The organism is Acetobacterium sp. (assembly GCF_030652775.1).
In the GTDB taxonomy this organism is placed as follows: domain Bacteria; phylum Bacillota; class Clostridia; order Eubacteriales; family Eubacteriaceae; genus Acetobacterium.
On sequence record NZ_JAUSPS010000092.1, the window covers coordinates 1 to 26,671 of the forward strand.

Below are 26,671 nucleotides of genomic sequence, written 5' to 3' on the forward strand. Positions count from 1 at the left end.
GAATGCTGATTTTACAATAAATAGTTCGTGAAGTTCACACACTTTTAACCCTGCTAACTTAATTCCAACTCAGACAGAACATAAATCTATTTGTTGTTTTTTCAAAATTATGGTATTATGTTAGTGTGTAATAGTATTGTAATTTGCGATATGGAAGTGACTTATAACCGTATTGCTTTTAACATAAGTTTGTAATAATAAAAACTAAGTAACGGCTGGCAAACAAACCGGCACGAAAAAAGAAGGAGGACACGATGATTGGTGATTCGATAACCTCGGCCTTATATCAAAAAGCATTGGACGGTACCTGGCAAAGACAAAAGGCCACCAGCAATAATATTGCTAACTCTGAAACACCGGGATACAAAGCGATTAAAGTCAACTTTGAAGACTCATTAAAAGCAGAAATGAACAAGCTTCAAACGACAACCAATTCGAGTTCCACAGGTTTTCTTGATAAAATGGAAGGTATTCAGTCGATTAATGATTCTAGTATCAGTGTTTATGAAGGCGCCACGTCCAGTCGTCTGGATGAAAATAACGTCGATCTGGAAGCTGAAAACATTGATATGTCCAAGTCGGTATTGCAGTATTACTATCTGGTTCGTGGTGTCAGCGATTCTTATTCAAGATTTAAATATGCAGTAAACGGAGGGAAATAAATGAGTTTCTTAAGTTCTTTTAATATATCAGGCTCTGGCATGACAGCACAAAAGTACCGATTGGATATTATTGCTCAGAACATTGCCAATGCCCAAGTTACCCGAACCGAAAATGGCGAACCGTATCGGCGTAAAATGACGGTGCTCAGCAGTGTCAGTACCGGAACCTTTCAGGATGCCTTAAAAACAGCTACTGGGGTGGTACAAAAAGACGGAGTTCAGGTTGAGGCAGTAGTCGATGATCCGTCGGCTTTGGTACCGGTTTATGATCCGACTCATCCTGATGCCAATGCAGAGGGCTATGTGATGTACCCCAATGTCAATACCGCTCAGGAAATGACCGACGCCATGGGTGCCAGCCGGGCCTATGAAGCGAATGTGACGGCGTTTAATGCCACGAAATCAATTGTTCTAAAGGCTCTGGAAATTGGCCGATAAAAGGAGAAAATTATGTTTATAGTACCGATGAGTTCAATTATCAGCGGAGCCGGTGTTGGTTCCATTGCTGGAAACGCTGCAAATGCAGCAGCAGCAACAGAAACTGGCGTTGCCGGAGATTTTAAAAATATCATGCAGGATGTCATTAATAATGTCGAAGAAACGGAAGCGGCGACCAAGGTCGATGCCTATAATCTTTCAATTGGTAATATGGATGATATGCATACCATGATGATTAATACGGCAAAAGCCGATGTTGCGTTGCAAACCATGGTTCAACTCCGTAATAAGGTGTTGGAATCATATCAAACTGTTATGAACACAGGCTTGTAAATTTGAGTGTGTCGAAACAATATTTATGGAGAGTAGAGGATACCAATCAGAAAATTTATATTATTGGTAAGTATCCCTTATTTGAATGCACAGATTTAATAATCAGCACGGACATCAAATATTTTGGATGGATGAAAAAAGACGATGAATGAGAAAATTAAAGGCATTTTAGAAAAAATTAAAACCTTCTGGACCGGAACATCCAAAAAAGCCAAGATATTGATGATTGGCGGGGTGGTACTGGTCTTGTTGGTATCCATCGGATTGACAGCGCTTCTAAATAACAAACAGTACGTGCCGCTTTTTGACGATCTGACCCAGGCTGAAACCACTGAAATTATGGCTGCTCTGACTGAGATGGAAGCGGACGTCAAGCTTGATGCCGGTGGCAATATTATGGTGCCAAAAGCGAATGAAGCACAGATCCGAATGAAGCTGGCGACAGCAGGTTACCCTAAAAATGGCTTGAGCTATTATGTTATCCAGGATAACAGTAGTATGCTTTCCACGGACTACGAACGTAAACAATACGAAAACATGCAATTGCAGGAACGAATCGGCGCCAGTATTAAGACCCTGGAAGGCGTCAAGGATGCCATTGTAACCATTTCGGTGCCAACTGAAAATGTTTTTTATTTACAGGAAACAGAGGCGACTACCGCATCCGTTATTATTCATTTAGAGCCAGGGGCGACCTTAACAAAAGAACAGATTTCGGGAATTCAGAATCTGGTGGCCAAATCCGTGGCCGGTCTGAGTACTGATAATATTGCCTTAACCGATGGTAATGGAAATGATCTGGTCAATAATATGGCGGCCGCCAATGGTGGTGAGTCCAAGATGAAACTGACCAAGGCCATTGAAAATGATCTGACCCAAAAAGTGAACAATGTTTTAGATGGACCGTATGATCCTGATCAATATAAGGTATCGGTAACGGCAACGCTTAATACCGATGCCGTTAAGCAGGAAGCAACGGTCTATACACCTTCTCCGGATGGTGATAATTCTGGGGTCATTAATCAGGAATCTTCCAGTCTGGCGATTGCCAATGAGGATGGAACAGTTGGCGGTGTTGCCGGAACGACCGGGAACACGGATGTAACAACCTATGCCCAAAATGCCTTAACGAATGGTGGCGTGGTCACCGGGATCAATCAAAACACCACTTATTCGGTGAGCCAGGAAATAACCCAAACGGAAAAACTGGATCCAGCCATCGATACCGTGTCGATCGGGATTGCGATTAATGATCCGGCGATGACCCCGGTCGCCCGGGAAAACCTGGTGCAACTGGTGGCCTTTGCAGCTGGGGTAACTCCCCAGAGCGTCACGGTGCGTAACTTTGAATTTGTTCAGGCGGAAGAGGAACCCGTCGTTGAACCAATCTTTACCACCGAACGGCTGTTGGTATTTGGCGGAATCGGCGCTGGCGTATTATTGCTGCTGTTGATATTGCTGTTTGTGCTGACCCGGGGCAAAAAGAAAAAAGCCGATGGCAAAGCTAAGAAAAAGGGTAAACGCGGTAAAAAAGGCATTGAAGAAGCATTTGCTGGAGATGAAGATACCGAAACAGATGCCCTATTTGGTGCTATGGCAGCTGATCGCATGGAACCGATTGAACCGATTCATCCCCTAAAAGATGATAAAAAGGAGAAAATCAAAGAGTTTGCAACCACCAATCCAGAAATTGCGGCTCAGTTATTTAAATCCTGGCTTAAGAATGAAAGTGAATAGATAAGAATCGATGAAGGAAGTTGACAAATATGGACGTTACCCTAACACCAAGACAAAAGGCAGCCCAGGTGGTTATTTCTCTGGGTGCAGATATTGCTTCCAGCATTTATAAACACTTACAGGAAGAAGAAATTGAGATTTTAACCTATGAGATTACCCGCCAGGAAAGTGTTCCGCCGGAGGTTGCCGATCAGGTTATTGATGAATTTTATGGTCTTTGTGTAGCTCAGAAGGTCTACATCGAAGGCGGTGTTAATTATGCCCGAAATGTTCTTGAAAAGGCGTTTGGGGTTCAGCAGGGTAGTGCCCTTTTAGAGCGGGTCACAAAAACGCTGCGGACAAAAGCTTTTGAGTTTATTCGCAAGGCGGATTACAAAAATTTAATGAACATGATTGTGAATGAACATCCCCAGACAATCGCCCTGGTTTTGTCTTATGCCAGAGCTGATCAGGCATCTGCGATTATTTCTGAACTGCCCAAGAGTATCCGGGTGGAAGTAGTTGAACGGATTGCCCGGATGGATCGGACCTCACCGGAGATTATCAGACAGGTTGAAACCATTCTGGAACGTAAATTTGAGTCGGTTGTATCCTTTGATTTACTGGAAGTTGGCGGGATCAACTATATTGCTGAAATCATGAACAACATTGATCGTGGTACTGAAAAATACATCTTTGACGAACTCAGTAAAAATGATGCCAAACTGTCCGAAGAAATCAGGAAACGGATGTTTGTCTTTGAAGATATTGTTATTCTCGATTCGATGTCAATTCAACGCTTTTTACAGGAAATTGACACCAAAGAAATGTCGGTTGCCCTTAAGGGGGCAAACAAATCTGTTGCCGATATAATCTTTGCTAATATGTCGCAACGGATGGGTGACACGGTCAAGAGTGAGATGGAATTCCTGCATAATGTCAGAGTTCGCGATGTAGAAGAAGCGCAGCAGAAGATCGTTTCGGTCATCAGAAGACTGGAAGAAGAGGGCGAAATTGTAACATCTAAGGGTGGAAAGGACGAGATCATTGTCTAGTATTGTAAAAGCGAAGTGGGTTTCTCAAATTGCTGTACCAGCCGTAATGCCGGTTGCAGTTCAGTCTGAAGCGGAAGTTGACAGTGATGGTCAAGCAATCCCAAACGAAGAAAGTACTGAAAATAGCATTGACCATGATGAGAGCGTCGAGGCTATGCATGCAGCCAATGAGCTGATGAAAGAAGCCATCCGAGCCAGCCAGGAGATTAAAGAAAAATCTCAGGAAACCGGCTATCAGGAAGGCTTTTCTCAGGGCTATGCAACTGGCCATGAAGAAGGCTTGCAGGATGGTACCCGGGAAGGTTTCCAGGCCGGACTTAGAGAAGGCCTAAACGAAGGCACGGCCCAGGCGGCGGTCGAGATTGAAAACAAACTGCAGGAAATAAATGAGATGCTTGAAGTGATCAATAGTGAACGTCAACGGGCGCTTGATAATCAGGCACAGGAATTGTTGGATATCGCCTTTGAAATTGCCAAAAAAATTATGAAACATCAGGTTCAGGAAGATCAGGATCTGTTCTTGAAGTTCTTTGATGAGGTCATTCACGGCGATGAAGAAGATCTCAAAATTTATTTATCTGAGAACCAGAAAACCCTGGATCTCCATATTAACAAGGAAATGTCAGAAAAACTCAAAAAGCTGGCAAAAAAAACCAAGGTGATTATCCTTAAGGATGAGGATAAAATCCTGGTGGAAACCAATGATTCTGTTATTGATATGAGTCTGCCGGTACAATTGGATCAATTGGAGAAAGCCATCGAACAGAGTTCGTAACTGGAGGCGAAAATATGAATACATCTGAGATTTGCAAAGCCATTCAACGGGCAGAGACCTATCATTATTTTGGCAAGATCGAAAAAGTCGTGGGCATGATGATTGAATCAGTGGGACCAGAATGCAGTATTGGTGATTTGTGTAAGATCTTTGATCAAAATGCAGACCACTTTATTTTAGCTGAAGTGGTTGGCTTTCGGGGCAATAAGGTGTTATTAATGCCTTATGAAGAGCCCGATGGCATCAGCTTTGGCAATATTGTCGAACCTACCGGCTCATCGCTAAAGATTGGCGTGTCGGATAATATGATTGGTCGGGTTGTCAATGCCATGGGCGAACCGATTGATGGTGGCGGACCGATCGAAAACACCACGCCATACGAGATCCAAAGTGCTGGGGCAAATCCCTTTTCACGACCATGTATTGACGATATCCTGGAATTTGGGGTAAAGGCAATAGATGGTTTATTGACGATTGGTAAGGGACAGAGAATGGGAATCTTTGCCGGCAGCGGCGTTGGTAAAAGTACCCTGATGGGGATGATTGCCAGAAATGTGAAGACCCAGGTTAATGTGATCGCCCTGGTTGGCGAACGAGGCCGGGAGGTGCGCCAGTTTCTGGAAAATGATTTAGGTCAGGAAGGCCTGGAACGGTCAGTGATTGTGGTAGCCACTTCGGATCAGCCGCCGATGCAGCGAATGAAGTGCGCCTTAACAGCCACCACCATTGCCGAATATTTTAAGGATCAGGGCAATGATGTCTTATTGATGATGGATTCCCTGACCCGGTTTGCGATGGCCCAGCGGGAAATCGGTCTGGCCACTGGGGAACCGCCGGTAGCCCGGGGCTACACCCCCTCCATCTATGCGATGATGCCAAAGCTGCTGGAACGCAGCGGGAATTTTGAAACCGGCTCGATAACCGGTATCTATACGGTTCTGGTTGAAGGGGATGATATGAATGAACCGGTCGCCGATACGGTTCGTGGGATTATTGACGGCCATATTGTGCTGTCCCGTAAAATTGCGGCCAGAAACCATTATCCGGCCATTGATGTGCTCAACAGTGTCAGCCGATTGATGTCGAACATCGTCAGCAAAGATCAGATGGAAGCGGCTTCTTCGATGCGTAATATGATGTCGGTCTATGATAGCAATTACGATCTGGTCAGCATTGGCGCTTACAAAAGCGGAACCAATCCGTCACTGGATATTGCCATCAAAAAAATCGGTGGGATCAATAAATTTTTGCAACAAAAGATTGACGAAAAGTGTTTCTATGATAACAGCGTTGATGACATGAAGAAGGCTGTCTTATGAAAAAATTCCAATTCCATCTAGGAAAGCTCCTTTCTTACAAAGATCAAAATCTGGAAAATGAAATGATGATATTAGGCGGGCTGACCAGGCAGTTGAGCGATGAAATGGACAAACAGCTGGATCTGGAAGACCAGCAGGACAAATGTCAGAAAAACTATGAACGGGATATGGCGGCTTCCATCACCCCGACAGCCTGTCAGGTGTATATTCACTACATGTCTTTTTTAAAAGAACAGATCAAAATTGTTGAAAAAAGAATAGATGAGATTACTGAAAAAATCGACATTCAGATTGAAGTGGTGAAGAATTTAAAACTGGAAACCCGATCGCTGGAAATTGTTAAAGAAAATAGATATGATGAATATAAAAAAGAAATCGTCAAAGAAAACGAAAAAGAGATGGAAGAATTTATTACCACCAGTAAAATTATGAAGGATGGATCCTGATTATCGGGAGAAGTCAAATAACAGAAAGAGGTGTTAAGATGAGATACGATACAATTATCGTGGGTGCCGGACCAGCCGGTCTAGCTGCCGGGATCTATGCGGCGCGGGGGACGCTGAAGGTGCTGATTATTGAAAAAGGCGGCATCGGCGGACAGATTGCGACCAGTTGGGAGATCGAAAACTATCCCGGTTCTCCACCTGACAGTACCGGCCCCGGTTTAACCGAGCGGATGCGCCAGCAATGTGAAGAATTCGGGGTCGAGTTTGCGACCCGAACTTATATCAGATCGCAGCAAACAGAAACCGGCTTTATCATCGAAACTGATTCCGGCAAGCTGGAAACGCAAACCATTATTATGGCAACCGGCGCTGAACCTAAACTCATTGGTTGTAAAGGTGAAATGGAACTGCGCGGGATGGGCGTTTCTTATTGTGCCACCTGCGATGCCAATTTCTTTAAAGGCTTAAAGGTCGCTGTTATCGGCGGCGGCGATACAGCTTTGGAAGAAGCCTTATATCTGACTAAATTCGCTAGTGAAATTATCATTATCCATCGTCGGGATGAACTCCGGGGCGCCAAAATTCTGCAGCAGCGCATTCAGGAAAATGATAAAATATCGATGATGTTAAGCTCCGTGGTTGAAGAAATTAAAGGTAATGGTCAGGTCGAAAGTATCATGGTAAAAAATGTCGGTTCAGGTGATGTGACTGAAGTACCAGTTGAAGGTGTTTTCGTTTTTGTCGGTCAGAAACCAAATTCCGAAGCCTTTGTGGGTCAGCTGGAACGGGATGCCCGGGATTATCTGATCACCGACGATGAAATGCGCACCAACATCCCAGGGATCTTTGCCGCTGGCGATATCCGCCGCAAATCGTTGCGACAGGTTGTCACAGCCACCGCCGATGGTGCTATTGCAGCAGTAAATGTGATCAAATACATTGAAGAACTCAACTAGATTGTGATATGATTAGGACTAACGGAAGTTAGTCTTTTTTTGATGTAGAAATAAAAAATAATCAGGTGAAATATGAATATCAAATTTGATTTAAATATAACCCAAACGCAGAAACTGATCATGACTCAGGAAATGCGTCAGTCGATTGAGATTCTTCAGCTGACAGCGATGGAACTCAGTGGTCTAATCGAGACTGAAATTATGGAAAATCCGGTGCTGGAATTTAATGAGGTGTCGATTAAAGAGGTAGTGCCCATCGATGAGGTAGGCGGACCGCTGAAGGGGGAACTGATTAAAGAAGAACCGGTTGTGGAGCAGCCGCCCAAGGATGAAATCCAATGGGATGAGTATTTTCACAGCATGGAAAATTCCGATTATCGGGGCCAGGTGCAGTCAGGTGGCGACACCGATGACGAATACGGTTTTGAAAAATTCACATCCCAGGAGAAAACCCTTAACGAATATCTGCATTTTCAATTTAATATGCTGGAAAAAAAGCTTAGCGACAGGGAAAAACTGATTGGTGAATATTTGATTGATTGTATCGATGATAACGGTTACCTGATCGTCGACATCGATTATATCAAAAATATTTTAGATGTTGATGAAGAAAGTATTCAAAAATTGATTAAAATCATCCAGGGATTTGATCCCAGTGGGGTGGGGTGTCGAAATATTGAAGAGTGTTTGCTGATTCAATTGCGTCAGATGGGGTATGATGATGAAGAAGTGTATCTGGACATTGTCAAAAACCACCTGATCGATTTGGCTGATAACCAATTCAAACGGATCGCCCAGGATACCGGCTTAACAATTGAGGACGTTTATGAATTTAAAGAGGTGATCAAAACCCTGGAACCAAAACCCGGCCGGGAATTTTCCTGTTCAGAACGAGTATCCTATGTAATCCCTGACGGGAGCATTGAAATTATCAACGGCGAGCTAGTCGTAAGGGTTAATGATGTGTCGGCACCCCGGCTGCGGATTAATAATTACTATAAGGGGCTGCTGAAAAATCCGGATAAAAATGATGAAACCAAGCTCTATCTGGAAAAAAAACTGGACAGCGCCGCTTTTCTGATCAAAAGTATTGAACAGCGGCGGGATACCATCAAAAAAGTGATCACCGCCATTGCTGAGTCGCAGCGGGGATTTTTCTTTGAAGGAGTGGGTGATCTGCGTCCCTTGACCCTTAAAACAATCGCCGATACCATCGAAGTCCATGAGTCCACGGTCAGTCGAGCGATTCGCGGAAAGTACATTCAAACGCCTAAGGGCACCTTTGCTCTGAAGTTTTTCTTTAAGCGGGGCTACACCCAGGGCGAAGAAGACCGCTCTTCGGATGCCATCAAACGCTATATTAAGGAATTAATCGAACAGGAAGATAAGAAAAAGCCGCTGAGTGATCAGAAGCTATCAGAATTATTGCAGGAGAAAAATCTGGATGTAGCCAGGCGAACGGTAGCTAAATATCGGGAAGCACTTTTGATCCAGCCTTCCTCCAAACGAAAAGAATACCGTTAAGACCATTACCACCGACTAATTACAGTCAAATTATAGTGAATACCTAGCTGATCACGAAAAATTGGGTCTGGGATTTTCTTTTAGGTTTTGGTCTTTTTTAACTTGTTTTTAAATTAAAGATGGGGTATAATGATTTTGTCCCAGTGGGACAAAAGTGAGCATGTATCCGAAAGAAGGGTGATTCTGTGTCAAATCAATTAAAAATCAGTAAGGAAGTCATTGAACTTCAACAGCTTGTCGCTCCGGAAGTGAATCGTCTCATTGAAATGCGTTACAATATTTTGTCAACCATCAGCAGTGAGCAGCCCATCGGACGGAGAAATCTTGCCTTTGTTCTCGATATGAGCGAGCGTCAGGTTCGCAATGAAATCGATTTTTTTCAAACCCAAAAGCTTGTTTCAGTGGAACGGCAGGGGGTCGTGATCACCGATGCGGGTAAGGCAGCGCTGATCCAGTTAAAGGGTTTGCTTTATACCTACAACGGCCTGGAACAATTGGAAAAAGAGCTGATGGATCGTCTCCATCTCAAACGGGTGATTATTTGTCCCGGAGACATGGATATGAATTATGAAGTCTTGCGATTTATGGGACGTTCCGGAGCAAAATATGTTTTGTCAGTGATGAAATATAAAGATACCCTGGCACTGACTGGCGGAAGCTGTACCGCAGCCGTAGCCGATGAAATGCGGGAAGCCTTTTATCCCGACGTATACGTCATTCCCGCCCGCGGCGGGATCGGAAAAAGCCATTCCACGCAAGCTAACAACGTGGTGGCCGAAATGGGTCTAAAGCTCCATTCAAATTATGAGCTCCTCCATTTGCCGGATAATATCGATCAACGACTATTGGAAGCATTAAAAGATTATCCGGAAATAAAAAGGGTATTCAATAAGATGGACAACATCGATATTTTTATCTTCGGACTGGGTCGAGCCGATGTGCTGGCCGACTGGCGGAATCTGGCAACTGCCGATAAACGGAAAATTTTGGAACAAGGAGCTGTGTCGGAAGCTTTTGGACATTACTTTGATATTAATGGCCAGGTTATTTCACCATCAAGTACGATTGGCATCGGGATCGACAATTTCAAAAAAATACCCCATGTCATTGCAGTAGCTGGCGGGGTCACCAAGGCTGAGTCGATTATTTCGATCAGTCGGATTCGTGAAAACATTGTCCTGATCACCGATGAAAGCGCAGCCAGAGAAATATTAAGAAAATTGCAAACCATGTCAGACACAAAATAGTGCGTGTTTGACTGAGTATAGATTTTAGTAAACATTATTTTAAGGAGGCAGATAATATGTCTGTAAAAGTAGCAATTAATGGTTTTGGAAGAATTGGTCGTTTAGCATTCAGATTAATGGCAGATAACCCGGCATTTGATGTTGTGGCTATCAATGATTTAACCGATGCAAAAACCTTAGCGTACCTATTAAAATATGATAGCGCTCAGGGGAAATTTAAGCAAGATGCCATCGAAATCAAAGATGATACAATTGTAGTTGATGGGAAAGCCATCAAAATTTTTGCTGAAAGAGATCCTGAAAACCTGCCCTGGGGCAGTATTGGCGTCGATGTTGTGATTGAATCGACTGGTTTCTTCACTGATAAAGACGGTGCAGGCAAACACATCAAAGCTGGCGCAAAAAAAGTTATTGTTTCTGCTCCTGCCAAAGGTGATGTTAAAACCATCGTATTTAATGTTAACGAAGATATTCTGGATGGTACCGAAACAGTGATCAGTGGTGCTTCCTGTACAACTAACTGTTTAGCACCAGTTGCCAAAGTATTAAACGACAGCTTTGGTTTAGTCAGCGGGTTAATGACTACCGTTCATGCCTACACCAATGACCAGGCAACTCTGGATGCACCGCATAAAGATTTACGACGAGGCCGTACCGCCGCTCAAAATATCGTTCCGACTTCTACCGGTGCTGCTGCCGCAGTTGGCAAGGTATTGCCAGCCCTGAATGGTAAACTGGACGGATTTGCTCTGCGTGTGCCTGTCATCACTGGCTCGCTGGTTGACTTAACCTGCGTGCTGGAAAAAGACGTTACCGCCGATGAAATCAATGCCGCCGTTAAAGCAGCTGCCAACGAATCACTGGGATACAATGAAGAACAGATTGTTTCCACCGACATCATTGGCATGTCCTTCGGATCATTATTTGATGCCACATTAACCCGAGTTATGAATGTTGAAGGTGGAAAACAACAGGTTAAGATCATCGCCTGGTACGATAATGAAATGTCCTACACTGCTCAATTAGTCCGTTTAGCAGAGTATGTTGCCACAAAATTTTAGTCACCTAAATAACTTAAAAAAATAATTAAATAACCTACAAAAAACTTTTCAGAAGCTTATGCAAAAACATTGCAAAAGCTTCTGAAATTGTTTATAAGAAAATTAAAAAACAACCGTTTAGGAATAAAACAAAAAGCAGTACCGACAATTGTTACATCATGTTGTATGCATCGGGGCGGACACGGCAGCGCCTGTCCGAGGCCGCAGCATACAACAGATTAACAATTGGTCGGTACGGTAGCTTGCGATAACTGAATCTATAAACCGAGAGGATAAGAAGATGAGTAAAAAAACAGTATCTGATATCGATTTAAAAGGAAAAAAAGTTTTAATGCGGGCAGACTTTAATGTGCCATTGGATGAAAACGGCGTCATTACCGATGAAACCCGGATCACAGCAGCATTGCCAACGATTAATTATATTCTGGAGCAGGGAGGATCACTGATTTTAATGTCGCATATGGGTCGACCCAAAAATCAGCCGAACCCTAAATATTCGCTGGAACCAGTCGCAAAAAAACTGTCTGAATTACTGAAAAAAGAAGTGATTTTCAATGATGACGGAGCAGTTACTGGCTCGGTCACCGTTGCAGCTGCAGCGGGTCTAAAACCAGGCGACGTACTGTTACTTCAAAACACCCGTTTCCGGGGCGAAGAAGAGAAGAATGACCATGGCTTTTCCAAAGAGCTGGCTGACCTGGGCGATGTTTTTGTCAACGATGCCTTTGGAACCGCTCACCGTGCCCATGCATCAACCGTCGGGATTGCTGAATTTTTACCCGGCGTTTCCGGCTTCCTGATTCAGAAAGAACTGGATTTTATGGGAAAAGCTCTGGAAAAACCGGAACGCCCCTTTGTCGCCATCCTGGGCGGCTCAAAAGTTTCAGACAAGATTGGGGTGATCAACAATCTGCTGGAAAAGGTCGATACTTTGATCATCGGTGGCGGAATGGCCTTCACCTTCCTGAAAGCCCAAGGTTATGAAATTGGAAAATCCCTGCTGGAAGAAGATAAAATGGAACTGGCAAATGAGTTAGTTACTAAAGCCAAAGCAAAAGGGGTTAACCTGCTATTGCCAGTGGATGTCGTTGCCGCCGAAACCTTTGCCGCCGATGCCCCATTTGTGGTGGTGGATATCAATGCCATCCCTGCTAATTCATTGGGACTGGATATCGGCCCGGTAACCGCAGCCACCTTTACTAAAGCAATTCTGGGCGCCAAAACAGTGATCTGGAACGGCCCGATGGGCGTATTTGAAATGCCAGCCTTTGCTAAAGGAACAGAAGCAGTGGCAAAAGCGATGTCGGATTCGGATGCGATTACCATCATCGGCGGCGGAGACTCTGCCGCTGCGGTTAAAATCCTCGGCTACGAAGATGGTATGAGTCATATTTCCACCGGCGGCGGCGCCTCACTGGAATTTCTCGAAGGAAAAAAACTGCCCGGTATTGAAATCTTACAGGATAAATAGAAGGAGAATATGATGAGAAAACCAATTATTGCTGGAAACTGGAAAATGAATAATGATATTTTTGAAACTGAAAAATTGATGAACACGCTGTTGCCATTGGTGGCAGGCGCAGAAGCCGAAGTGGTTTTTTGTCCCACCTATTTAGGTTTACAAAAAGCCGTAGAAATGGCCAAAGATTCTAATGTTGGCATTGGCGCTCAAAATATGCACTTTGAAAAAAATGGTGCCTTCACTGGAGAAATTTCCGGCGAAATGCTGCAAGCGATTGGCGTCAAATATGTCTTGATCGGCCACTCGGAAAGACGGGAGTATTTTAACGAAACTGACGAAAATGTCAATAAAAAAGCCATTAAAGCCTTGGCTCTGGGAATCACCCCAATCGTTTGCTGCGGCGAAACCCTGGCAGAACGAGAAAGCGGAAAAGCCGAAGCTAAGGTGGTTGGTCAGATGGAAGCCGGTCTCAATGGCATTGCCGACATCACCAAGGTCGTCGTCGCCTACGAACCGATCTGGGCGATCGGCACTGGCAAAACAGCCAGCAAAGAAGAAGCCAACGAAGCCTGCGGCTGGGTACGCCAAACCATCGCCAAAATGTTTGGTGAAGACGCCGCCCAAAAAGTCCGCATTCAATACGGCGGCTCCGTCAATCCGGAAAACGTTAAAGACCTGATGGCCATGGACAACATCGACGGCGCCCTGGTCGGTGGCGCCGCCCTAAAACCAACATTCTCGGAGATTGTGAAATTTTAATTTTATTCTTATTTCAAGAATAAAAGAGAAGATTAGTTAATTACCAACAATAAGATAAATAAAAAATCGAACAATGGTTGCTTTGATGTCAGTTTCACAAACAATTTTGTAACGTGTAGGCGAACAGTCGATAGACTGTACGACGTACAGTGTAGAAATTGTTTCGTGCAAACTGGCAGCGAAGCTCACGGTAGTTTTGTTATGGATCTTAATCAATATTTGACCGAAAGGTGTGATCATATGAATAAAAATTTAACTGCCCTGATTATTCTGGATGGCTACGGCTTTACCAGATGTACTGAGGGCAACGCCGTTGAACAGGCCCAAACACCGTTTCTGGACACTATCTCCCAGGTCTATCCCCATACCCTAATCACCGCCAGTGGCCTTGGCGTTGGTCTGCCCGAAGGTCAGATGGGTAATTCTGAGGTTGGCCATTTAAATCTGGGGGCTGGCCGGATCGTCTATCAGGAACTGACCCGGATTACCAAATCCATCGAAGATGGCGATTTTTTTACTAACCCCGCCTTCCTAGCTGGTATTCGCTCAGCCAAAGAAAACGATGGTGCGCTGCACCTGATGGGCTTATTGTCCGATGGTGGGGTTCACAGCCATGAATGCCATCTTTACGCATTACTGAACCTGGCCAAAAAACAGGGCTTAAAACGGGTCTATGTCCACTGTCTGATGGATGGCCGGGATACCGCCCCTGACAGCGGGATTGGCCATATCAAATCGTTGGAAGCTAAGATGGCTCAATTGGGAGTGGGGAAAATCGCCACTGTCATGGGTCGTTACTATGCCATGGATCGTGACAATCGCTGGGATCGGGTCGAAAAAGCCTATGATGCCATGACGATGGGAGCCGGCAATCACGCCGCATCGGCTCGGCAAGTCATGGAAGAAACCTATGCGGCGAAGATCACCGATGAATTCGTCCTGCCAACCATCATTGATACCGACGAAGACAAAGCGATCAAATCCAACGACACGATTATCTTTTTTAATTTCCGTCCCGACCGGGCCAGGGAATTAACCCGCGCCTTTATCGATCCGGAGTTTAAGGAATTTAAGCGCAAAACCGGCTTTCTGGGTTTGAATTTTGTCACCATGACCCAATATGATAAATCCTTTGAAAATGTCTCGATCGCCTATAAACCGGTGACCATCGAAAATACCCTAGGCGAATATCTCAGCAATCTCGGCATCCCGCAGCTGCGTATTGCCGAAACCGAAAAGTATGCTCATGTGACCTATTTCTTCAATGGTGGCCTGGAAAAGCAATATCCGATGGAAGATCGGATTCTGGTGCCTTCGCCCCACGTGGCAACCTATGATCTGCAGCCGGAGATGAGTGCTTATGAGGTGACGGATAAAGCTGTGGCAGCGGTAGATAGCGAAAAATATCAGCTGATGATCCTCAATTTTGCCAATGCCGATATGGTTGGCCACACCGGCATTTTCGAAGCCGCTGAGCAAGCCGTTCAGGTGGTTGATACATGTGCGAAAAAAGTCATTACGGCGATTCTGGAAAAAGGCGGCAAGGTGATTGTCACCGCCGATCATGGCAATGCTGAAAAAATGATCGACTATCAAACCCATATGCCGTTTACCGCCCATACCTCCAATCAGGTCAAGTGCATTCTCCTCGGTGCTGGCAATGTGACCCTGAGAGATGATGGCCGGCTGGCCGATGTCGCTCCCACCTTACTGGATTTGATGGGACTGCCCAAACCGGTCGAAATGACTGGTGAAACGCTAATTAAGGCCGAATAAAGTAAAAATACAAAAGCTGTGACCGTTTACATAGGAAAAGTCTCGACTGAGACTTTTTTTATGATTGAAAATGTTTTTTGGTTATGATATTATAACGTGCACGATTATTTACGGAGGTGATACTAATGAAAGAAGCTTTACTGGTCGTTTTAATAATTTCCAGCCTGGTTCTTGTTGCTGCGATACTTCTGTCGCCAGGAAAAACAGCAGGGATGTCAGGAGCCATCGCAGGTGGTGCTGAGACCTTATTTGGAAAGAAAAAAGCAAAGGGATTTGAAGGTGTTTTAGAAAAAGCAACCAAAATCTCCGGCGTTTTATTCATGTTGTCGGCATTCGTTTATTCAATCGTATAATAACAGGCATCTGATTTAGAGAGATGCAAAAACTTACAGGGGGAAATTGAGAATGGAATTATTGTTTCTGGCTCCAGCTATTGGAGTCGTGGCGTTGCTTGTTGCGCTTATTTTTGCAAAACGCGTAACTGCAGTTGACGCCGGTACAGACAGAATGAAAGAGATCGCGGGATATATCCACGAAGGTGCCATGGCATTCTTAAAACGTGAGTATAAAATGATCGCAATTTTTGTCGCTGTCTTATTTGTTATTTTAACCGTTACACCTGGTTTAGGCTTAACAACCGCAATATGTTTCCTGGTTGGGGCTATTTTTTCAATCCTGGCCGGATTCTTCGGTATGCAGGTAGCCACTAAAGCCAACGTCAGAACTGCCAATGCAGCTGCGCAAAGCGGGATGAACAAAGCCCTTTCAGTGGCTTTTTCCGGTGGTGCTGTTATGGGTATGTGTGTTGTTGGACTGGGCTTACTGGGCGTCAGCGTCCTGTACTTATTATTTGGTGATGTGACCATTGTAACCGGTTTTGGTCTGGGTGCATCTTCGATTGCGCTGTTTGGTCGTGTTGGTGGTGGTATCTATACCAAAGCTGCCGATGTCGGCGCTGACCTGGTTGGTAAGGTTGAAGCTGGTATTCCCGAAGATGATCCCCGTAACCCCGCTGTTATCGCTGATAACGTTGGTGATAACGTCGGTGATGTTGCTGGGATGGGTTCGGATTTATTTGAGTCTTATGTTGGCTCAATTATCTCAGCCATTACCTTAGGCGTACTTGTTCTTGATGGTTATAATGGGATCTTATTCCCAATGCTTTTAGCAGCAACCGGTATTTTTGCTTCAATCATCGGGACATTCTTTGTTCGTGGTAAAGAAGGTTCAAACCCGCAACGAGCGCTGGACATGGGTACCTATGTCAGTGGTATTCTGGTTGTTGTTGCTTCTTTCTTTTTATCTAACTACTTTACAGGCGGATATTCAGCATTTATTGCGATTGTCGCCGGTTTGGCAGTCGGTATTGTTATTGGTAAATTAACCGAATATTATACATCAGAACATTATAAACCAGTTCAACACATTGCTCAGCAATCAGAAACTGGAGCGGCTACCACCATTATCAGTGGTCTAGCTGTCGGGATGAAATCAACGATGTTCCCGATTTTAGCGATGTCAGTCGCAATTTTCGTTGCTTATGCAGCTTTCGGCCTTTTCGGTATTGCTTTAGCAGCGGTCGGAATGCTTTCTACCTGCGGGATGACCATTGCCGTTGATGCTTACGGTCCAATTGCCGATAATGCTGGCGGGATTGCGGAAATGGCCGAAATGCCTAAAGAAGTCCGTGTAATCACCGACAAGCTGGATGCTGTTGGTAACACCACAGCCGCCATCGGTAAAGGTTTTGCCATTGGTTCTGCTGCTCTTACTGCTTTAGCCCTGTTTGCATCTTATGCTCAAACAGTTGGTTTAGAAAGTATTGATATCTTAAACCCAAATGTTATCATTGGTATGTTTATCGGGGGGATGTTACCATTCCTGTTCTCGGCCTTAACAATGGAAGCAGTTGGTTCTGCGGCCAATGAAATGATCGAAGAAGTGCGTCGACAGTTCCGCGAATTCCCAGGAATTATGGAAGGCACACAAAAACCGGATTATGCAAAATGCGTTGATATTTCTACCGCTGCTGCTCTCCGTCAAATGATCGTCCCTGGTTTAATGGCAGTGGCTGCTCCTTTGGCCATGGGTCTGATTCTTGGAGCTGACGCACTCGGTGGACTTTTAGCCGGCGCTCTGGTTACCGGGGTATTAATGGCCATCTTTATGGCAAATGCTGGTGGTGCCTGGGATAATGCCAAGAAATATATTGAAGGCGGCGCTCATGGCGGAAAAGGCAGTGATGCCCATAAAGCTGCCGTAGTTGGCGATACCGTTGGCGATCCCTTCAAGGATACTTCCGGACCTTCCATCAATATTCTAATCAAACTGATGACCATCGTATCATTGGTATTTGCTCCATTATTCTTAATCTAAACTAAGTCAAAGTGAAGCACAGGGGGACGGTTTTTCTTGTGTCAACATAATATTATTTAACAATGGGACACAAAAGAACCGTCCCCCTGTGCGCCTGAAAAACGAGACCTGAATGCAATCACCGCATTCAGGTCTTTTTTTAGTTATGGCTGAGGTTAAGCGAACAAAATTTGGGTAAGCAGTAGGTGAGCAAAGCACAAGGGGACGGTTTTTCTTGTGTCAAAAGTTGAAGTAAGCACAGGGGGACGGTTTTTCTTGTGTCAAAAGTTGAAGTAAGCACAAGGGGACGGTTTTTCTTGTGTCAACCTTATAATCTTTATCAACTGACACAAAAGAACCGTCCCCTTGTGCGAAGCGCATGCGATTCTTGAAACAAACTTAAAATTGTAACGCAAAATACATAAATCGATTGACTGAATAATATTATAGAATTATAATTTATATAAAAGGAGTGATGATATGATAAAAAGTGTATACAGTTTAATGCTATTTGACGAAATAGTCGAAAAAATAGACCAGATTGCCTATGAGAATAATACCAACCGCTCCCAACTGATCAATGATATCCTGGCTGAAAAAATCGGGCTGGTGACGCCGGAACAGAAAATCCAGAAAATTCTGGAACAACTGGACGAAAATTTCAGCGACACCCTATCGGTCAGTCAGATCAATAAAAATTCCAGCATTCAATTCGGCAAAAGTCTGAAATATAAGTACCGGCCCAAGGTGCGCTACAGCTATGAATTTATCAGTAGCAAGCGGGGCAAATATGCGGTACTGAAAATCAGTTCCCGAACCAAATCTGAAAATCTGAATGATCATTTTGATGAATTTTTCAAGCTGATTGCCGGCATTGAAAAAGCCCAGCGAGCGGATCATGGAGATTTGGCAGAAAATCTAACCAATCACAAATTTGTCCGGGCCTTTGAAGATGAGGGCGAACTGACCCAGGACATCGAAACCGTCACCGACAACCTGACCCGCTATTTAAAAATGATCGACCGGGCGATGAATGTCTATTTTTCCAAAGTCGATGAAGCCGAAGCCAAAGAGCTCCTCAGCGTCCTGGAAGCCATTTATCGAGAAGATTACAAAAAAAACAACCACGATTAAAGTAAAGCAAGTGGAGCATAAGGAGATGTTTTTTCTAGTGTCAGCAAGTGGAGCACAGGGGGACGGTTTTTCTCGTGTTAACACAGCAGTAAGCACAAGGGGACGGTTTTTCTTGTGTCAACAATATATTATTTAACAATAGGACACAAAAGAACTGTCCCCATGTGCGATTTTTAGAAACGAGGTACAATTATGGATATGAATTTATTTACCCAAAAATCATTAGAAGCAATCAAAACGGCGGAACTGATCGCCGGAGAGTACAATCACATGGAAATCGAACCGGAACATCTGTTGATGGGACTGACTACCCAGGAAAATGGGGTAGTCGGGCGAATCTTTGACCGGCTGGGCAAGAACTCCCACACCATTGCCGAAGAGTTGCGCCGAGAAATCGGCAAGAAACCCAGTGTCTCAGGGCCCGGTCGGGAACAGGGAAAGGTCTATGTCAGCGCCGACACCGACAAGGTCTTGAACGAATCCTATAAAGAAGCAAAAAAACTCGATGACCAGTATATTTCGGTGGAGTGTATCTTACTGGCGCTTTATAGTCTGGGCAAGAAATCCCAGACGGTGGAGATCCTGGAACGCTATGGTATTAATAAAAAAGAAATCGAAAATGTCTTAAAAGAAGTCCGGGGCGGGCAGCGGGTAGTTAATGATCATCCCGAGGTCACCTACGAGGCACTCAACCAATATGGTCATGATCTGGTTCAGGATGCCATTGATAATAAACTGGATCCGGTCATTGGCCGCGATGCCGAAATCCGCCATGCGATTCGGATTTTAAGCCGAAAAACTAAGAACAATCCGGTGCTCATTGGTGAGCCCGGAGTTGGTAAAACCGCCATCGTCGAAGGCTTGGCAATGCGAATTGTGGCAGGCGATGTGCCAGAGGGTCTCAAAGACAAACGGATTATTGCGCTCGATCTGGGCGCCCTAGTAGCCGGAGCTAAATACCGGGGTGAGTTTGAAGAACGACTCAAAGCGGTGTTAAAAGAAGTCGTCGACAGCAACGGCGAAATCGTCCTGTTCATTGACGAGCTCCACAATATCGTCGGCGCCGGAAAAACTGAAGGCGCCATGGATGCCGGGAATATGTTAAAGCCGATGCTGGCTCGCGGTGAGCTCCATTGTATTGGTGCCACCACCCTCGACGAATACCGCCAGTATATCGAAAAAGACCCGGCGCTGGAACGTCGTTTCCAACCGGTACTGGTCAATGAACCGACGGTTGAAGATACCATTTCAATTCTCCGGGGCTTAAAGGACACCTATGAACGCTATCACGGGGTTCAGATTCTCGATACGGCCCTGGTAGCTGCTACCACCCTGTCCAACCGCTATATCTCCGACCGCTTCCTGCCCGATAAAGCGATTGATTTGATCGATGAAGCATGTGCCAAGATCCGCACCGAAATGGACTCCATGCCTGAGGAAATGGACGAGGTTCGACGCAAGATGATGCAGCTGGAAATTGAAGAAGTGGCGTTAAAAAAAGAAAAGGACACCCTCAGCAAGGAACGGTTGGAACGGCTCCAGAAAGAACTGGCTGAATATAAAGAACGCTTCAATATTATGAGCATGCAATGGGAGAATGAAAAGCAATCGGCTGATACCCTAAAATCCCTGCAAGAAGAATTGAATCAGCTCACCTACGAACGGGAAAAAGCCATCCGCGAAGGCGATTACCGCAAGGCTTCAGAGTTGGAGTATGGGTTAATTCCTGAGAAAACCGCCAAAATCGAAGCAATCAAACGAAAAGCTGATGAAAAAGGCGATGAAGATAGTCTCAAGCGAGAAAAGGTCACTGAAGAAGAAATTGCCGAAATTATTTCTGACTGGACCAACATCCCTTTGAGTAAACTGGTATCCGGTGAGCGCGAAAAACTGTTGGCTCTGGAAGATACCCTAAAACAACGGGTCATCGGTCAGGAAGAACCGATCCTTAAAGTGGTCGATGCCATCATCCGCTCTCGGGCTGGGATCAAAAATCCCAACAGCCCAATTGGCAGCTTTCTGTTTTTAGGTCCCACCGGGGTTGGTAAAACCGAACTGGCCAAAGCTGTGGCCGCCACGCTCTTTGATTCCGAAGAAAACATGATCCGCATTGATATGAGTGAGTACATGGAAAAATTCTCGGTCTCCCGGTTAATCGGCGCACCTCCGGGATATGTGGGTTATGAAGAAGGGGGACAGCTGACCGAAGCCGTCCGCCGTAAACCATACGCTGTTATCTTACTGGACGAAATCGAAAAAGCCCATAAGGATGTTTTCAATATCCTGCTGCAGATTCTTGATGATGGTCGGATTACCGACTCTCAGGGACGAACCGTCGATTTCAAGAATACCATTATCATCATGACTTCTAACATCGGCTCCGAATATCTGCTGGAAGGGATCAATGCCGATGGCGAAATTACCGAAACAACCGAAGCCGCCGTGATGGATTTACTAAAGAGCTATTTCCGGCCGGAGTTTTTAAACCGGATTGATGAAGTCGTGCTGTACAAACCACTCAATAAAGAAGCCATTGGCAAGATCGTCACCCTGCTTCTAAAAGATCTGCAGAAACGTCTGGAAGAACGCCGCATCACCGTCACCCTGACTAAGCAAGCCATCGATGCCGTCATCGATATGGGCTTTGACCCCGCCTATGGCGCCCGACCGCTGAAACGCTATCTGCAGAAACACATCGAAACGATGGTCGGCAGAGAAATCATCAAAGGCAACGTCCACGAAGGACAAGACATTACCATTGATGTCGACCCCAACGGCGATTTCTACATGGCCTAAACTTTAAATTTTAAAGAGACCAACTTACCTTCAAAAATAAGTTGGTCTCTTTTTTCGATCACTGACTAAGCACAAGGGAACGGTTTTTATTGAAGTAAGCGAAGCAAAGGGGGACGGTTTTTCTTGTGTCACCATTATATTTTTCAATAAACCGACACAAAAGAACCGTCCCCCTGTGCGCCTCTTGTGCGCCCGTCCCCCGTCCAGTCCGCGCGAGTGAAATTTAACAATCCCCCATAAAAAAAAGTTGCCTCAAACGATTTATTAATATATACTTTTAAAGGACGAATTAGAATGTAAGTAAAACGTAAGCACAGGTGGATGGTTTTTCTTGAAGTAAGTGGAGCACAAGGGGACGGTTTTTCTTGAAGTTAGTGGAGCACAAGGGGACGGTTTTTCTTGTGTCACCATCATATTCTTCAATCAACCGACACAAAAGAACCGTCCCCTTGTGCGCAACGACTGTGCGAAACTTGCGCTTAAAATGCCTAAAAAGAAGGGAATTGTGAATGGAAGAAATAAGCTTAAGAGAGATACTTGACCTGTTGCAGGAAAACTGGAAGATGATTGTTATCATTGTCCTGGTCTTTGTGACACTAGCAGCGGTCGGCACCACGTTTTTAATTGACAAAACATATAACAGCAGTACCACCCTGATTGTCGGAAAGCCGGAAGGTTATACCAGTACCGTCTCAGATACAGCCAATGAATTGCGGATCAATCAACAACTGGTGGGAACCTACAGCGAGATTGCCAAAAGCAAATCGGTCATGACCCAGGTCAATTCAGCCCTGAATTTAGGCCTCAGCGATGGTCAACTGGCTCAAATGATCACTGTTTCCACCGTCAATGATACCGAACTGATAAAAATCAGCGTGACCACCGAAGATCCCGTGCTGGCCGCATCGATCGCCAATAAAACGGCCGAAAAATTCATGACCAACGTGGCGGAACTGATGAAGATTAATAATCTCCAGATCGTCGACGAGGCGGTTGTCAACAGCTCCCCGGTAGGGCCTAATTTAAAACTAAACATGGCAATTGCCTTTCTGATGGGGATTATCATCAGTGTCGGGATCATTTTTGTCAAAGAAGCCTTGAACACCACCGTTAAAACCGTCGATCAGCTCAAAAATCTGGCCGGCGATGTATCAATTATTGGCGTCATCCCCGACTGTGACGAATTGACATTAAAGGGAGGAAAGTAATGCAAGAGACAATCGTTACTCATTTAACACCGAAATCCCCAGTTTCTGAAGCTTTTCGTAACATGCGAACCAACGTGCTGTTTTCCGATATTGATAATGAACGCAAGGTGCTGGCGATAACTAGCAGCGGCGGTAGCGAGGGCAAGAGTACCATCCTGGCCAATTATGGGGTGACTCTCTGTCAAAGTGGCAAGCGGGTTTTAATCGTCGATTGCGATTTGCGAAAGCCCCAGATTCATCGCCGTTTTGAACTGAATAACGCTACGGGCTTAACCAACTTATTATTAAAAGAAATTAAAACCGTAGATGCCTTCCAGCGCACCGAGGTGCCTAATCTGTTTGCGATTGTGGCCGGACCGATTCCACCAAACCCCTCAGAAATCCTGGCCAGCCGCCGGATGGCCGAAATCATCACGGAATTAAAACTACATTTTGACTATATCCTGCTGGATACCCCGCCGTTGGGGATGGTTACCGATGCGGCGGTTTTAAGCCCAGTGGTCGACGGCTATATTGTCCTGGCTTCTTTGGGAGCGGTGCATCGCGATGGACTGCTCCACGTACTGGATACCTTTGCGAAAATCAACGCCCACGTGGTGGGGATCGTCGCCAACAAGGTGCCGGTCTCAAAAAGATTTTCAAAATACGGTTACTATAGCGCCTATGGTTATTATGGCAATGAAGATATATCCAATAAAAAAACAAAAAAAGAAAAAGTAAAAAAAGAAAAGAAAAAATGGGGCAAAGGAATCGCTAAGACCAGTATTGAGCAGACAATCGAGAAGCATCCCGAGGCCGCCAGCGTTGAACAAAAAATTTGAGCAAAGCAAAGATCTTAAAATCAAACAGCAACACGCTAGTTGACATCCGTTTAATCAAAATGCTAGAATGACTCAAACTGATAAAAAAACGAAGGAGGGTTTAATGAAACGAACACATTCAAAACTTGTTATGGCATTAATGGTGCTAGGATTGTTTTTGGTTTCCGGGTCAGTGGTTTTTGCCAATCCCAATGATCAGGTCATTGGGGCAGTGCAGGGATCATCGCTACCGGGTTCCTATTCATCGCAGATCACCAGTTTTTTAAGAGATTCGGATAAGGTACTGACCCAGGAATCGGCCGATGCCATCTGCGGGAATATCTATGCCGCTGAAGGGATTCTCCAGCAGGGGATGGCCAATGGCGGTCTGACCGATGCTGATATGATGGCCATTCAAGGCTGTTTTGATGCCGCCTGTGGAGCCGCCGACTATGTTGTCGCCGAGGTAGCTACGCAACCGGATGGTGGAGCCACTGTTACGGTTTACGATCCGGAATCCCAAAAATCGGCAACGATCCAGGGCAACGCCACCAGCGTCGCCGCAGCATCATCTTCAGCGGGAACAGCCGGAACAGTAGCCGTCGATGGCGGGGCCACGACAGAAGTTAAAGCCGCAGCATCCGGAACCACGGTGATCACAAAAACCGGGCTGGATAACCGACTGTTTATCGTTGCCGGGCTGCTGGGTTTACTAACCATCGGGATAAGTGTTGTGCTGTATCGCAAAAGTAAGATTCAATCTTAATTCGATCAATAACGATGCGTCAATCAATACCAAATAAAAAATAGAGAGAATAATGAGATGATAAAAGAGAAGACAAACAGTTACAACAGGTCCTCTCGCAGCAAAAGAAAAAGTAAGGTGGGGGCATTATGGTTTGCCCCTATTTTTCTTTTATGCGTGACGTTGATTGTCCTGACATTAGCCTGCCGTCCCTATATCGATTTCGCCTTTTCAATGGCCAGAATGTTTTTAGTCGATGAACGGTTAATCGATAATGGCGAGACAGTCACCACCGCAGCGGGGAAATTTCCCTCCTTTGGCGAGGAATTCGGAAAACTGAAAATTGAAAAAATTGGTTTAATGGGGCCCCTTTATCAGGGTGATACTGAAGATATTCTGAGCAAGGGGATCGGCCATTTTTACGGCTCGGCGCTGCCTGGTGAGGGCTCTAATGTGGTTTTTAGTGCTCACCGCAATACCCATTTTGCCAAATTAGGTACTTTGATCCCTGGCGATCAGATCACCCTGGAGACCTCCGGCGGGGTCTTTGTCTACGAGATGGTGGATGCCGTCATTATTTCCGAAAAAGACGAACAGTATGTGCTGGCAACTTCCAATGAGGTGTTAACCCTGCTGACCTGCTACCCCTTTGATTTCATCGGGGAAACCACGCAGCGGTACATCGTCCGCTGTCGCTTGATAGCCGGGCCGGAAAATGCCTGGGGAGGTGTCTAAGATGGCAATCGCAAAAGATATCCTCAGAATCCTGCTGGCCTTTTTACTGGGAATGGTGTTAATCGCATTTCAGACGATTTTATTTCTGGATGCCATTTTACTAAACCCGATTTCCTATTATGAGTATGCCAACACCCCAGCCTATTACGACAAGCTCAAGGAACAGATTGATTTTGGTCTGGAAGAGGTCGCTCGTTATACCAATATCCCCGGCGAGGTGCTGACCGGTGCCGTCACCGATTTAGAAATTAAAGACTATACCCAAACGGCGGTCAAAGAAATGATCGCTTATCTGCGGGGAAACAGTCAGGACTATAGCTTAAAATATGATACCACCAAGCTGAAAACCAATATTGAAAGCTATGCCAAAGACTATGCCGCACAAAAGAACCAGCCCTATAACGAAACCCTGACCGCTGAAGTCGAGCGGATCAGCAGTTTGTCAGGCACCCGGATTGAAAACTATACGATGATCATCGATCCGGCCTTGCTGAAACAGGTTGGTGCCGATAAAAAGATTCAGCAAGTCCTCAGTAAAATACGGCTGGCCGAGCTGGGTTTGATTGTAGCAGCGCTGGTGCTGGTCTTGCTGTTATGGCTGACCAATAAAAATCATCGGATGCGAACCCTCTGGTGGTCAGGCTCAGCCCTGCTAGTCAGCTCCATTGTGTTGCTGATTCCTGGCATTGTCGTTGCGTTTATGAACGTAGCCGGCCGGGTCGGGCTAAAAGATAGCTACGTCACCTGGGTGCTGGAACGCACCATCGATTCGATGCTGACGAAATGGAACCTGATGCAGGCACTGTTTTTAATCATCGGAATTTTGCTGATGGTCGGCTATCTATTATATCGCCGCAAACAAATTATCAAATCAACCAGTCAAAGTAAAAAGTAAGGGCAAGGACTAAGTAAAGGGGGACGGTTCTTCTTGTGTCAAAAGTAGAAGTAAGCACATGGGGACGGCTTTTCTTGTGTCACCCATCAATCATTTTTTACTGGAGGATACAAAAGAGTAAGCACATGGGGACGGTTTTTCTTGTGTCAACCATCAGTCATTTTTTACTGGAGGACACAAAAGAACCGTCCCCTTGTGCGATTGCGCTGCGGTTAAAAATCAAGAAACATTGACATCTGCTAAAAAACCCAACTAATTTATAGCAACTCATTTTCAAAAAAAACAAAAAAATCATGGCACACAACATGCCACAGATTGTTTTTCAATTTTTTTTATGATAAAATTAAACAAAACTTAAGTAATGTTTAGATATTTAAAGAAAAAGTTGGGAGAGAATGATGTCAAAATCCAAAAAAGATCGCATGAATCGAATAATTGCGTTGATGGTGTTAGACCTGATAGCCTTTTCTGTTT

The 26,671-nt window shown here is 45.0% G+C and carries 24 protein-coding genes; all 24 read left to right on the top strand.

Features of this window, described 5'->3' with window-relative positions; genetic code table 11:
- Window positions 1–254: 254 nt before the first annotated feature.
- Entirely contained in the window at window positions 255–662 is a 408-nt protein-coding gene (gene flgB, locus Q7J41_RS15975) for a flagellar basal body rod protein FlgB (protein ID WP_304889432.1), read from the top strand.
- A complete protein-coding gene (flgC, locus tag Q7J41_RS15980; RefSeq protein ID WP_304889433.1) occupies window positions 663–1,100 on the top strand; it encodes a flagellar basal body rod protein FlgC in 438 nt (145 codons plus the stop codon).
- A gap of 12 nt (window positions 1,101–1,112) precedes the next feature.
- The gene (locus Q7J41_RS15985; RefSeq protein WP_304889434.1) at window positions 1,113–1,433 is read left to right on the top strand and encodes a flagellar hook-basal body complex protein FliE; all 321 of its coding nucleotides are present in this window, start codon (window positions 1,113–1,115) and stop codon (window positions 1,431–1,433) included.
- 144 nt (window positions 1,434–1,577) lie between these two features.
- Window positions 1,578–3,170 carry a flagellar basal-body MS-ring/collar protein FliF gene (gene fliF / locus Q7J41_RS15990; protein ID WP_304889435.1) on the top strand — a complete coding sequence of 531 codons (1,593 nt, stop codon included), beginning with the start codon at window positions 1,578–1,580 and terminating at the stop codon, window positions 3,168–3,170.
- 29 nt (window positions 3,171–3,199) lie between these two features.
- Entirely contained in the window at window positions 3,200–4,204 is a 1,005-nt protein-coding gene (fliG, locus tag Q7J41_RS15995) for a flagellar motor switch protein FliG (RefSeq protein WP_304889436.1), read from the top strand.
- A complete protein-coding gene (locus Q7J41_RS16000; protein WP_304889437.1) occupies window positions 4,197–4,979 on the top strand; it encodes a FliH/SctL family protein in 783 nt (260 codons plus the stop codon). Before fliG ends, Q7J41_RS16000 begins: the two co-directional genes overlap by 8 nt.
- A 14-nt stretch (window positions 4,980–4,993) precedes the next feature.
- On the top strand, window positions 4,994–6,298 hold the full coding sequence (fliI, locus tag Q7J41_RS16005) for a flagellar protein export ATPase FliI (protein WP_304889438.1): 1,305 nt from the start codon (window positions 4,994–4,996) through the stop codon (window positions 6,296–6,298).
- Window positions 6,295–6,744 carry a flagellar FliJ family protein gene (locus Q7J41_RS16010; RefSeq protein WP_026394855.1) on the top strand — a complete coding sequence of 150 codons (450 nt, stop codon included), beginning with the start codon at window positions 6,295–6,297 and terminating at the stop codon, window positions 6,742–6,744. The genes fliI and Q7J41_RS16010 overlap by 4 nt, the downstream gene beginning before the upstream one ends.
- Before the next feature lie 38 nt (window positions 6,745–6,782).
- Window positions 6,783–7,700: a thioredoxin-disulfide reductase gene (gene trxB, locus Q7J41_RS16015; protein WP_304889439.1), complete on the top strand. Its 918-nt coding sequence runs from the start codon at window positions 6,783–6,785 to the stop codon at window positions 7,698–7,700.
- 72 nt (window positions 7,701–7,772) lie between these two features.
- On the top strand, window positions 7,773–9,224 hold the full coding sequence (gene rpoN, locus Q7J41_RS16020; RefSeq protein WP_304889440.1) for an RNA polymerase factor sigma-54: 1,452 nt from the start codon (window positions 7,773–7,775) through the stop codon (window positions 9,222–9,224).
- 185 nt (window positions 9,225–9,409) lie between these two features.
- Window positions 9,410–10,471 (top strand): sugar-binding transcriptional regulator, encoded by a 1,062-nt coding sequence (locus Q7J41_RS16025; protein ID WP_304889441.1) that lies wholly within the window; start codon window positions 9,410–9,412, stop codon window positions 10,469–10,471.
- A gap of 56 nt (window positions 10,472–10,527) precedes the next feature.
- Window positions 10,528–11,532, top strand: a complete 1,005-nt coding sequence (gap, locus tag Q7J41_RS16030; protein ID WP_304889442.1) for a type I glyceraldehyde-3-phosphate dehydrogenase — start codon at window positions 10,528–10,530, stop codon at window positions 11,530–11,532.
- Window positions 11,533–11,812: 280 nt separating this feature from the next.
- Window positions 11,813–13,003, top strand: a complete 1,191-nt coding sequence (gene pgk / locus Q7J41_RS16035; RefSeq protein ID WP_304889444.1) for a phosphoglycerate kinase — start codon at window positions 11,813–11,815, stop codon at window positions 13,001–13,003.
- 12 nt (window positions 13,004–13,015) lie between these two features.
- Window positions 13,016–13,753 carry a triose-phosphate isomerase gene (tpiA, locus tag Q7J41_RS16040; RefSeq protein WP_304889474.1) on the top strand — a complete coding sequence of 246 codons (738 nt, stop codon included), beginning with the start codon at window positions 13,016–13,018 and terminating at the stop codon, window positions 13,751–13,753.
- Between the two features lie 240 nt (window positions 13,754–13,993).
- On the top strand, window positions 13,994–15,529 hold the full coding sequence (gene gpmI / locus Q7J41_RS16045) for a 2,3-bisphosphoglycerate-independent phosphoglycerate mutase (RefSeq protein ID WP_304889445.1): 1,536 nt from the start codon (window positions 13,994–13,996) through the stop codon (window positions 15,527–15,529).
- 125 nt (window positions 15,530–15,654) lie between these two features.
- Window positions 15,655–15,882 carry a preprotein translocase subunit SecG gene (gene secG, locus Q7J41_RS16050; protein ID WP_304889446.1) on the top strand — a complete coding sequence of 76 codons (228 nt, stop codon included), beginning with the start codon at window positions 15,655–15,657 and terminating at the stop codon, window positions 15,880–15,882.
- 52 nt (window positions 15,883–15,934) lie between these two features.
- Window positions 15,935–17,905, top strand: coding sequence for a sodium-translocating pyrophosphatase (locus Q7J41_RS16055; protein ID WP_304889447.1), 1,971 nt, complete (start codon window positions 15,935–15,937; stop codon window positions 17,903–17,905).
- A gap of 459 nt (window positions 17,906–18,364) precedes the next feature.
- Window positions 18,365–19,018, top strand: a complete 654-nt coding sequence (locus Q7J41_RS16060; RefSeq protein WP_304889448.1) for a hypothetical protein — start codon at window positions 18,365–18,367, stop codon at window positions 19,016–19,018.
- Between the two features lie 192 nt (window positions 19,019–19,210).
- Window positions 19,211–21,814: an ATP-dependent chaperone ClpB gene (gene clpB, locus Q7J41_RS16065; RefSeq protein ID WP_304889449.1), complete on the top strand. Its 2,604-nt coding sequence runs from the start codon at window positions 19,211–19,213 to the stop codon at window positions 21,812–21,814.
- A gap of 509 nt (window positions 21,815–22,323) precedes the next feature.
- Entirely contained in the window at window positions 22,324–23,022 is a 699-nt protein-coding gene (locus tag Q7J41_RS16070; RefSeq protein ID WP_304889450.1) for a YveK family protein, read from the top strand.
- Complete coding sequence (locus tag Q7J41_RS16075) at window positions 23,022–23,843, top strand: CpsD/CapB family tyrosine-protein kinase (protein ID WP_304889451.1); 822 nt, start codon at window positions 23,022–23,024, stop codon at window positions 23,841–23,843. The genes Q7J41_RS16070 and Q7J41_RS16075 overlap by 1 nt, the downstream gene beginning before the upstream one ends.
- 103 nt (window positions 23,844–23,946) lie before the next feature.
- Window positions 23,947–24,588 (top strand): hypothetical protein, encoded by a 642-nt coding sequence (locus tag Q7J41_RS16080; RefSeq protein WP_304889452.1) that lies wholly within the window; start codon window positions 23,947–23,949, stop codon window positions 24,586–24,588.
- A gap of 57 nt (window positions 24,589–24,645) precedes the next feature.
- Complete coding sequence (locus Q7J41_RS16085; protein ID WP_304889453.1) at window positions 24,646–25,302, top strand: class D sortase; 657 nt, start codon at window positions 24,646–24,648, stop codon at window positions 25,300–25,302.
- 1 nt (window position 25,303) lies between these two features.
- Window positions 25,304–26,197 carry a hypothetical protein gene (locus Q7J41_RS16090; protein WP_304889454.1) on the top strand — a complete coding sequence of 298 codons (894 nt, stop codon included), beginning with the start codon at window positions 25,304–25,306 and terminating at the stop codon, window positions 26,195–26,197.
- The last annotated feature ends 474 nt before the right edge of the window (window positions 26,198–26,671 follow it).

Excerpts from the sequence above, each read along its gene's own strand:
- fliG (WP_304889436.1), top strand. The coding sequence starts at position 3,200 with ATGGACGTTACCCTAACACCAAGACAAAAGGCAGCCCAGGTGGTTATT.
- rpoN (WP_304889440.1), top strand. The coding sequence starts at position 7,773 with ATGAATATCAAATTTGATTTAAATATAACCCAAACGCAGAAACTGATC.
- secG (WP_304889446.1), top strand. The coding sequence starts at position 15,655 with ATGAAAGAAGCTTTACTGGTCGTTTTAATAATTTCCAGCCTGGTTCTT.
- Q7J41_RS16090 (WP_304889454.1), top strand. The coding sequence starts at position 25,304 with ATGGCAATCGCAAAAGATATCCTCAGAATCCTGCTGGCCTTTTTACTG.
- tpiA (WP_304889474.1), top strand. The coding sequence starts at position 13,016 with ATGAGAAAACCAATTATTGCTGGAAACTGGAAAATGAATAATGATATT.
- Q7J41_RS16080 (WP_304889452.1), top strand. The coding sequence starts at position 23,947 with ATGAAACGAACACATTCAAAACTTGTTATGGCATTAATGGTGCTAGGA.
- Q7J41_RS16060 (WP_304889448.1), top strand. The coding sequence starts at position 18,365 with ATGATAAAAAGTGTATACAGTTTAATGCTATTTGACGAAATAGTCGAA.
- Q7J41_RS16070 (WP_304889450.1), top strand. The coding sequence starts at position 22,324 with ATGGAAGAAATAAGCTTAAGAGAGATACTTGACCTGTTGCAGGAAAAC.
- gpmI (WP_304889445.1), top strand. The coding sequence starts at position 13,994 with ATGAATAAAAATTTAACTGCCCTGATTATTCTGGATGGCTACGGCTTT.
- pgk (WP_304889444.1), top strand. The coding sequence starts at position 11,813 with ATGAGTAAAAAAACAGTATCTGATATCGATTTAAAAGGAAAAAAAGTT.
- clpB (WP_304889449.1), top strand. The coding sequence starts at position 19,211 with ATGGATATGAATTTATTTACCCAAAAATCATTAGAAGCAATCAAAACG.
- Q7J41_RS16055 (WP_304889447.1), top strand. The coding sequence starts at position 15,935 with ATGGAATTATTGTTTCTGGCTCCAGCTATTGGAGTCGTGGCGTTGCTT.
- fliI (WP_304889438.1), top strand. The coding sequence starts at position 4,994 with ATGAATACATCTGAGATTTGCAAAGCCATTCAACGGGCAGAGACCTAT.
- fliF (WP_304889435.1), top strand. The coding sequence starts at position 1,578 with ATGAATGAGAAAATTAAAGGCATTTTAGAAAAAATTAAAACCTTCTGG.
- Q7J41_RS16075 (WP_304889451.1), top strand. The coding sequence starts at position 23,022 with ATGCAAGAGACAATCGTTACTCATTTAACACCGAAATCCCCAGTTTCT.
- Q7J41_RS16085 (WP_304889453.1), top strand. The coding sequence starts at position 24,646 with ATGATAAAAGAGAAGACAAACAGTTACAACAGGTCCTCTCGCAGCAAA.
- Q7J41_RS16010 (WP_026394855.1), top strand. The coding sequence starts at position 6,295 with ATGAAAAAATTCCAATTCCATCTAGGAAAGCTCCTTTCTTACAAAGAT.
- trxB (WP_304889439.1), top strand. The coding sequence starts at position 6,783 with ATGAGATACGATACAATTATCGTGGGTGCCGGACCAGCCGGTCTAGCT.
- flgB (WP_304889432.1), top strand. The coding sequence starts at position 255 with ATGATTGGTGATTCGATAACCTCGGCCTTATATCAAAAAGCATTGGAC.
- flgC (WP_304889433.1), top strand. The coding sequence starts at position 663 with ATGAGTTTCTTAAGTTCTTTTAATATATCAGGCTCTGGCATGACAGCA.
- gap (WP_304889442.1), top strand. The coding sequence starts at position 10,528 with ATGTCTGTAAAAGTAGCAATTAATGGTTTTGGAAGAATTGGTCGTTTA.
- Q7J41_RS15985 (WP_304889434.1), top strand. The coding sequence starts at position 1,113 with ATGTTTATAGTACCGATGAGTTCAATTATCAGCGGAGCCGGTGTTGGT.